At 60.8% G+C, this 8,040-nt stretch carries 8 protein-coding genes and 1 pseudogene; 2 read left to right on the top strand and 7 right to left on the bottom strand.

Annotation, left to right across the window (positions count from 1 at the left end; all coding sequences use genetic code 11):
• Nucleotides 1-56 precede the first annotated feature (56 nt).
• The 4 genes and pseudogenes from MKS85_RS29115 to MKS85_RS27860 all read right to left on the bottom strand — a co-directional run.
• Nucleotides 57-200, bottom strand: a pseudogene (locus tag MKS85_RS29115) (hypothetical protein); the annotation flags it as partial.
• 60 nt (nucleotides 201-260) lie between these two features.
• On the bottom strand, nucleotides 261-1,001 hold the full coding sequence (locus MKS85_RS27870; RefSeq protein ID WP_047227213.1) for an S-methyl-5'-thioinosine phosphorylase: 741 nt from the start codon (nucleotides 999-1,001) through the stop codon (nucleotides 261-263).
• An 11-nt stretch (nucleotides 1,002-1,012) separates the two neighbouring features.
• A complete protein-coding gene (gene nagZ, locus MKS85_RS27865) occupies nucleotides 1,013-2,011 on the bottom strand; it encodes a beta-N-acetylhexosaminidase (RefSeq protein ID WP_196304600.1) in 999 nt (332 codons plus the stop codon).
• Nucleotides 2,012-2,194: 183 nt separating this feature from the next.
• Nucleotides 2,195-2,902, bottom strand: a complete 708-nt coding sequence (locus MKS85_RS27860) for a TetR/AcrR family transcriptional regulator (RefSeq protein WP_047227211.1) — start codon at nucleotides 2,900-2,902, stop codon at nucleotides 2,195-2,197.
• Between the two features lie 240 nt (nucleotides 2,903-3,142).
• Between MKS85_RS27860 and lexA the strand changes: the two genes are divergently transcribed.
• Nucleotides 3,143-3,751: a transcriptional repressor LexA gene (gene lexA / locus MKS85_RS27855; protein ID WP_047227210.1), complete on the top strand. Its 609-nt coding sequence runs from the start codon at nucleotides 3,143-3,145 to the stop codon at nucleotides 3,749-3,751.
• A gap of 10 nt (nucleotides 3,752-3,761) precedes the next feature.
• Nucleotides 3,762-4,235, top strand: a complete 474-nt coding sequence (gene sulA, locus MKS85_RS27850) for an SOS-induced cell division inhibitor SulA (protein WP_047227209.1) — start codon at nucleotides 3,762-3,764, stop codon at nucleotides 4,233-4,235.
• A 71-nt stretch (nucleotides 4,236-4,306) separates the two neighbouring features.
• Here the strand turns inward: sulA and MKS85_RS27845 are convergent, their stop codons facing one another.
• The 3 genes from MKS85_RS27845 to topA all read right to left on the bottom strand — a co-directional run bounded on the left by MKS85_RS27845 (nucleotide 4,307) and on the right by topA (nucleotide 8,021).
• Entirely contained in the window at nucleotides 4,307-4,540 is a 234-nt protein-coding gene (locus MKS85_RS27845) for a hypothetical protein (RefSeq protein WP_047227208.1), read from the bottom strand.
• A 106-nt stretch (nucleotides 4,541-4,646) separates the two neighbouring features.
• Nucleotides 4,647-5,171 carry a DUF6586 family protein gene (locus tag MKS85_RS27840; RefSeq protein WP_107322906.1) on the bottom strand — a complete coding sequence of 175 codons (525 nt, stop codon included), beginning with the start codon at nucleotides 5,169-5,171 and terminating at the stop codon, nucleotides 4,647-4,649.
• A gap of 237 nt (nucleotides 5,172-5,408) precedes the next feature.
• Nucleotides 5,409-8,021, bottom strand: coding sequence for a type I DNA topoisomerase (gene topA / locus MKS85_RS27835; protein WP_047227206.1), 2,613 nt, complete (start codon nucleotides 8,019-8,021; stop codon nucleotides 5,409-5,411).
• Between the last annotated feature and the right edge of the window lie 19 nt (nucleotides 8,022-8,040).

Below are 8,040 nucleotides of genomic sequence, written 5' to 3'. Positions count from 1 at the left end.
CACCCCGAATCTCCTGTGGGAGCGAGCTTGCTCGCGATAGCTGACTAACCGGTAGATACCTTGTCACTTTGAAAATCCCTCACCGGCGTGCGCCGATCCGTGGTGCTGCCGGTCAACAACGAATAGTCAAGGCTGCGCTTTTGCAGCTCCTCCTCAATCAAGGCCAGCATTGAGGTGAACTGGGAAAACAACAGAATCTTGCCCGAATAGCCCTTGCTGGCAGCAGGAAACCTTTGCGCCCGTTTTCACTGCCTGTTCCGCTAGCCAGCCATCAATACCCGCGCCAACGTCGACTTCACCTTCCCCATCCCATCATGCAGCGCCTGCTCGATTTCCGCCATGGTGATCACAGCCGTGGACTTGCCCGCCGCCGGATTCACCACCAGCGCCAGGCAGGCGTAATCAAGCTCCAGTTCACGGGCCAGCGCCGCTTCCGGCATGCCGGTCATGCCGACGATGTCGCAACCGTCGCGCTCCAGGCGGGCGATTTCGGCCACGGTTTCCAGGCGCGGGCCCTGGGTGCAGGCGTAGACGCCATGGCTGCTGTAGCCACAGCCTTCGGCGGCCAGGGCGGCGATCAGTTGCTGGCGCAGCGCCTCGCTGTAGGGGTAGCTGAAATCAATGTGGGTAACCGCCTCCAGGTCATCGGCAAAATAGGTGTGCTGACGGCCGCTGGTGTAATCGATCAATTGGTGAGGCACGCAGAAATGCCCGGTCCCCATCGCGGCGTGAATCCCGCCCACGGCGTTGACCGCCAGGATCGCCTCGGCGCCGGCCTGCTTCAGGGCCCAGAGATTGGCGCGATAGTTCACTTGATGAGGTGGAAAGCGATGAGGATGGCCGTGACGGGCCAGAAACAGCACTTCGCGCCCGGCGTAGTCACCGATCTGCACCTCGGCCGATGGCGCACCATAGGGCGTTTCTACTGCCAGGGACTGGCGAATGGTCAGACCTTCGAGTTGGGTCAGGCCAGTGCCGCCGATAATTGCGTAAACGGTCATGACAAATGTCCTTAATCGATCAGTTGGGCGGCTTTCAGCGCGCTGATTGCCGTCAGCCAGCGTGGGTCCTGGCGGTACTCGGTGGAGGCGAAGGCCTGCCCGCGCATGCGTGCGATGCGCGCCGATGGTTTGACCTTCAACCGCTGGGCGGCGCTCAAGGCCAGTTCGGCGGCGGCGCGGTCGTTGCACACCAGCCCCATGTCGCAACCGGCCGACAACGCCGCCTCGATACGACTGGCGGCATCACCCACCACATGAGCACCCGCCATCGACAGATCATCGCTGAAGATCACACCATCGAACTGCAATTCGCCACGCAGAATGTCCTGCAGCCAGCGCCGGGAAAAACCGGCCGGATTGGCATCGACCTGCGGATAAATGACATGGGCCGGCATGACGGCCGCCAGTTGCTTGCTCAGTTTGGCGAACGGAACGAGATCGTGGGCGCGGATCTGTTCAAGGCTGCGCTCATCGTTGGGAATGGCCACATGGGAATCGGCTTCGGCCCAGCCGTGGCCGGGGAAATGCTTGCCGGTGGCAGCCATACCGGCGGCGTTCATACCCCGAATGAAGGCACCTGCCAGCAGCGCTGCGCGCTCGGGGTCGCCTTCGAAGGCACGACTGCCGACCACCGCGCTACGTTGATGATCGAGGTCCAGCACCGGGGCAAAACTCAAATCGAGGCCGACCGCCAGCACTTCAGTGGCCATGATCCAGCCGCACTGCTCGGCCAGGTATTCGGCATTCGGGTTGTCGGCAATCGCCCGCATTGCCGGCAAACGCACAAACCCCTGGCGCAGGCGCTGCACACGCCCGCCTTCCTGATCGACCGCCAGCAGCAGGTCGGGGCGGATGGCGCGAATCGAGGCGCTCAGCTCGCGCACCTGGCGTGGATGCTCGATATTGCGAGCAAAAATGATCAGGCCACCCACTTCGGGCTGGCGCAACAGGTGGCGATCTTCGGCCGTCAACCAGGTACCGGCGACGTCCACCATCAACGAGCCTTGCAGGCCAGCAGTCATAATATTTCCTTGATAACAATGAACCCGCACAGCGGCGCACGCACGACCGCGCCGCCGGGCTCCAGGCCCGGCAGGTCACGGTTATGCAATGAAATATAAAGCGGGTTCGAAACGAGAGTCGGCATGGGCCGCTAGCTTAGCGGATGTAGGCAGCCGCGCCCACCCGTGCACTCAGGCCTTGGCGAGCGCCGGGGTTGATTTGCTGCGCGGGCGCAACTGCGCGGCAGCCATGGCCTCATCGGTGACGCCACTTTCGGCGCGCATGCCAGCAGCCAGGAATGGCACCATCAGACGCATCACTTGCTCAATCGAGGTATTCACACCGAAATCGGTTTCAGCGATGGCCCGCAGCGCCTTGATGCCGGACATGCTGAAGGCAGCGGCGCCGAGCATGAAATGCACGCGCCAGAACAACTCGATCGGCGGAATGCGCGGCGCGGCCTCGTTGACCAGAAGCATATAGCGGCGGAAAACCTTGCCGTACATGTCTTCCAGATACCGCCGCAGGTGGCCTTGGCTCTGGCTGAATGCCAGGCCCAGCAAGCGCATGAAAATGGAAAGGTCGTTACCGCTGCGTGGCTGCACGACAAGGGCTTGCTCGACCAGGATCTCCAGCAGCTCTTCCAGGGTTGGCTTGACGTCAGGCTTGGCCTGACGCCGCTCCAGCTCACGATCCAGGCTGACACAGAAAGGCCCGAGGAAACGCGAGAACACGGCCTGGATCAGCGCTTTCTTCGAACCGAAGTGATAATTCACCGCCGCCAGGTTCACCCCGGCCTTGCTGGTGATCAGACGCAATGAGGTTTCAGCGAAACCTTTTTCCGCGAACAATTGCTCGGCAGCATCGAGAATGCGTTCTACGGTTTCCGACTGGGCCATGGCTACTCCGCCTGACAAACACTTGTTTGAAACATACGTTTCAGCCTTGGGGTTGTCAAGCCTGCCGGGACGTTTTGCGAACGCTCGGTCAGATATTTAACCACACCTGCGGCCCGCTGTAGCCCATGACGTTTTTGCGGCCCGACCGACCGTCCAGCGGCCTGTGCGAAAAGGAGGATTGCCAAGCCGCGCCCACTGTATATAATCCCAGTCACTGTATAAAAAGACAGAGCGATCAATATGCTAAAGCTGACGCCACGCCAAGCAGAGATTCTAGCCTTCATCAAACGCTGCCTCGAAGACAACGGCTACCCGCCGACCCGCGCGGAAATCGCCCAGGAACTGGGCTTCAAGTCGCCCAACGCGGCTGAAGAGCACCTCAAGGCGCTGGCTCGCAAGGGCGCTATCGAAATGACCCCGGGCGCGTCCCGTGGCATTCGCATCCCCGGTTTCGAGGCCAAGGCCGACGAAACCACCCTGCCGATCATCGGCCGGGTAGCGGCAGGTGCTCCGATCCTCGCCGAGCAGCATGTCGAGGAGTCCTGCAACATCAACCCATCGTTCTTCCATCCGCGAGCTGACTACCTTCTTCGCGTGCACGGCATGAGCATGAAGGACATCGGCATCTTCGACGGCGACCTTCTTGCGGTCCACACCACTCGCGAAGCCCGCAACGGCCAGATCGTGGTGGCGCGAATCGGTGATGAAGTAACCGTCAAGCGTTTCAAGCGCGACGGCAGCAAGGTCTGGCTGATTGCCGAGAACCCCGAGTTCGCCCCCATCGAAGTCAATCTTAAAGATCAGGATCTGGTCATCGAAGGCTTGAGTGTCGGCGTTATTCGCCGCTAAAGGAGGCTTTATGCAGTTCCCACACACACCACAACACACTCAACTTCCGCTGTTCGAGGCGTTCATGGCCCAACCGCTGGTTCCCGCCCTCAAAGAGGTGATCGAGTCACCTTGGGGCGCCGAGCCCGAGGCCTTCAGCGAACTGTCGTTACGTGGTGCCGCCGGGAACTGCCTGAACCTGCTGGCGCCGATCCTGCGCGAGCTGAGCCAGGACCAGGACGCTCGCTGGCTGACGCTGATCGCACCACCGGCCAGTGTCACCCAGGCCTGGCTGCGAGATGCGGGCCTGAACCGTGAGCGCATCCTGCTGCTACAGCCGCGAGGCACTCAAAGCGCCCAGCAACTGACCTGCGAAGCGTTGCGCCTGGGCCGCAGCCATACGGTGGTCAGTTGGCTCAATCCGTTGACCACGACCGCACGGCAACAGTTGATCAGCGCCGCGCGCACCGGGGACGCACAAAGCCTGAATATTCGATTGGGCTAAAAAACGCAGGGCTTCTCCAGGACAGAGAAGCCGGCCAGGAACACTATCGTCCAAAAAGCCGACAGGCGGGATCAATGAAGAACCCGCGGCCCCTCTTCCTTGTTGAATTCGCCTTCAACCAGACGACCTGCCATCTGCACGCCCACACTCAACATCGCCTTGGCGACTTCGACGTGCTGGCCTTGCAGGAAGGCCTTGGCGTCCTCGGAGAAGTTCAAGGTAACCAGAGAACCCTCGTCCTCGGCCCTGCGCAGCTCGATGCGGCCATCAGGAAGTTCGACAATTTCTAGAAAGGACGTTGGCATAAAAGTCTGTTCTCCACGAAAGGCGAGGATTATATAGTCATCGGCCAGGCTTCGCTCGGGATCTTGACCAAGCGTTATGGGCGAATATTACGGATCGGGGGAAAACTCAGCACTCGTTCAGCCCTTCGCGAAAGCGGATTGCCAAGCTCTTGAGGTTCTGGCGCCAGCTTTCCAGCTCCTCTCGGCTCAATGCCTGCTCGGGCTCTTCTTCGTCCAGATTGACCGCCATGATCAAAGGCTGGGTCACGTCGCCCTTAGGCTTGCGAGGAGCGCGGGGCGGCTCAAACAGTGCCGCGTGTGCCGCCAACAGTTGCGCCAGCCAGGTTTGCGGGTTGTGCGCCAGCTCGACCATTTCGGCCAGTTCCGGAATGGCGACGGTTTCCAACACCTCTTGTGTCAACAACAGTTCGGCCCGGGGCGCATTTGCCTGCGGCAGACGGTAGAAACCGGCAATTTCGTGGCAAAGCCCCAACAACGCGCCGTACAGATGAAACAGCGCTGATTCGCGCCCAGCCTGGGTCAGCGCGGGGGAATTCATCGCACGCCCATCCTCTGCCCTGGCGAGCGCTTCGAGCGACAGGCCGGCAAAATAAATTTTCTGATTGGTGCGGGTGTAGAGTTCGTGGGCCATGGCGGCATTCTCCCCAACGAAATAAAAGCTTCACGCAAGGGCGACAGTGTCGTGGAACAACCGAGGCCACTGCAAGGCAAAAACAAAAAGGCCGCATGAAAACCTACGAGTTGTCATGCGGCCTTTTGTTTACTTGAGGCTATTGGGACGGCTGCGCCCGAAATATCGGACTGGTCCAGCGGGAGCAAGCTCCCTCGCCACAGAGGCCCCGTACGCCACAAGAAAGCACTTTATCAATCAGCGCTTGTCTTCAACCTTCCATTTGCCGCCGTCGTAGTACGCCTTCCAGCCGGTTGGCTTGCCGTCGACTTCGGTCTGCACGTACTGCTCCTTGGTCTTGCGGCTGTAACGAATCACCGCCGGCCGACCCTCCGGATCCTTCTGCGGAGCTTCGCAGAGGAAATGGTACTTCGGATCGATTTCATCCTTGTGCGGCACGATCTCCAGCACCAGCGGCGCACGGGTCTCGCGGTTTTTCGGGAACTGGCTCGCCGCCAGGAACAGGCCGGACGCACCGTCGCGCAGGATGTAGGTGTCGTTGACCTTCTCGCACTTGAGTTCAGGCATCTTCACCGGGTCCATCTTCGGCGGCGCCGCGTCACCGCTCTTGAGCAGTTTGCGGGTGTTCTTGCAGGTCGGATTGGTGCAGCCGAAGAACTTGCCGAAACGGCCGGTCTTGAGCTGCATCTCACTGCCACACTTGTCGCACTCAAGGCTCGGACCTTCATAGCCCTTGATGCGATAGGTGCCCTCTTCGATCTCGTAACCGGCGCAATCGGGATTGTTACCGCAGATGTGCAGCTTGCGCTTCTCATCCAACAGGTAGGCATCCATCGCTGTGCTGCAGATCGGGCAGCGGTGCTTGCCGCGCAGCACCAGGGATTCCGATTCCCCCTCGTCGTCCGCGGCGATTTCGTCGCCCGGCACCAGGTTGACCGTCGCCTTGCAGCGCTCTTTGGGAGGCAGGCTGTAGCCCGAGCAACCCAGGAACACGCCAGTCGAGGCGGTACGGATCTGCATCGGACGACCACACGTCAGGCATGGGATGTCGGTCATGACGGGCTGGTTGGCCCGCATGCCGTTCTCGGCACTTTCGGCTACTTCGAGCTTTTTCTTGAAGTCGCCATAAAACTCGTCGAGGACGTTTTTCCAGTCCCGCTCACCCTGGGCCACATCGTCGAGGTTCTCTTCCATGCCGGCGGTGAAGCCGTAGTCCATCAGGTTGGAGAAGCTCTCGGACAAACGTTCGGTGACGATGTCGCCCATCTTTTCCGAATAGAACCGACGGTTGTGCAGCGCCACGTAACCGCGGTCCTGGATGGTGGAAATGATCGCCGCGTAGGTCGAAGGACGACCGATGCCACGCTTTTCCATTTCCTTGACCAGGCTGGCTTCCGAATAACGGGCCGGCGGCTTGGTGAAGTGCTGGGTCGGATCAAGCTTGATCAGCTTCATCACATCGCCCTGGGCCATGTCAGGCAGGACGTCGTCGTCACCCGGCTTGGTGATTTGCGGCATGACGCGGGTGTAGCCGTCGAACTTCAGGATGCGGCCCTTGGCGCGCAGCTCGAAGTCGCCAGCACCGACGGTGACCGTGGTCGACAGGTATTGCGCCGGCAGCATCTGGCAGGCCAGGAACTGGCGCCAGATCAGCTCGTAGAGGCGCTCGGCATCGCGCTCCATGCCCGACAGCTTGCTTGGCTCGGTGTTGGCATCGGAGGGACGAATCGCTTCGTGAGCCTCTTGTGCGCCTTCCTTGCTGCTGTAGACGTTCGGCGTCTCCGGCAGGTATTTCTTGCCGAACTCGCTTTCTATATAAGTGCGCGCCATTGTCACGGCATCGGCCGAGAGGTTGGTCGAGTCGGTACGCATGTACGTGATGTAGCCCGCTTCGTACAAACGCTGGGCCATCATCATGGTTTTCTTCACGCCGAAACCCAGGCGGTTGCTCGCGGCCTGTTGCAACGTGGAGGTGATGAACGGTGCCGACGGCTTGCTGCTGGTCGGCTTGTCTTCGCGCTTGACGATGCTGTAGCTGGAAGCCTTGAGCTTCTCCAGCGCAGCCATGGCCTGGGCTTCGTTGAGCGGCTTGAAGGCTTCACCCTTCTCGCGCGCCACGTCGAAGCGCACGGTGGCGCCCTTGGCGGTGCCGAGGTCGGCGTGGACTTCCCAGTATTCTTCAGGGATGAACGCACGGATCTCCCGCTCGCGTTCCACCACCAGCTTCACGGCGACCGACTGCACACGCCCGGCCGACAGGCCACGGGCGATCTTGGCCCACAGCAGAGGCGAGACCATGTAGCCCACCACGCGATCGAGGAAGCGCCGCGCCTGTTGGGCGTTGACCCGATCGATGTCCAGCTCGCCTGGCTGGGAGAAGGCCTCCTGGATGGCCTTCTTGGTGATTTCGTTGAACACCACGCGCTTGTAGCGGCTGTCATCCCCACCGATGGCTTCGCGCAGGTGCCAGGCAATGGCTTCCCCTTCGCGGTCCAAGTCCGTCGCCAGATAGATGGTGTCGGCATCCTTGGCGAGCCGACGCAGTTCTTCGATGACCTTTTCCTTGCCCGGGAGGATCTCGTACTTGGCTTTCCAGCCGTGTTCCGGATCAACCCCCATGCGCGAGACCAGCTGCTTGCGCGCCTTGTCCTTGGGCGACAGCGCCGGCGCTTCACCGGCAGCAGCCTTGCCGCGCTTGGCGGCTGGCTCCTTGCTGGCGCTAGCCGAACCGCTGGTGGGCAGGTCTCGGATATGGCCGATACTCGACTTCACCACGTATTGGTTGCCCAGATACTTGTTGATGGTCTTGGCCTTAGCCGGGGATTCCACAATGACCAGCGATTTGCCCATGGATCAGAAAATTCCTGAA

The sequence above is a fragment of the Pseudomonas sp. JL2 genome (genome assembly GCF_031570495.1).
In the GTDB taxonomy this organism is placed as follows: domain Bacteria; phylum Pseudomonadota; class Gammaproteobacteria; order Pseudomonadales; family Pseudomonadaceae; genus Aquipseudomonas; species Aquipseudomonas rhizophila.
This window is presented reverse-complemented; position numbering and strand designations above follow the sequence as displayed.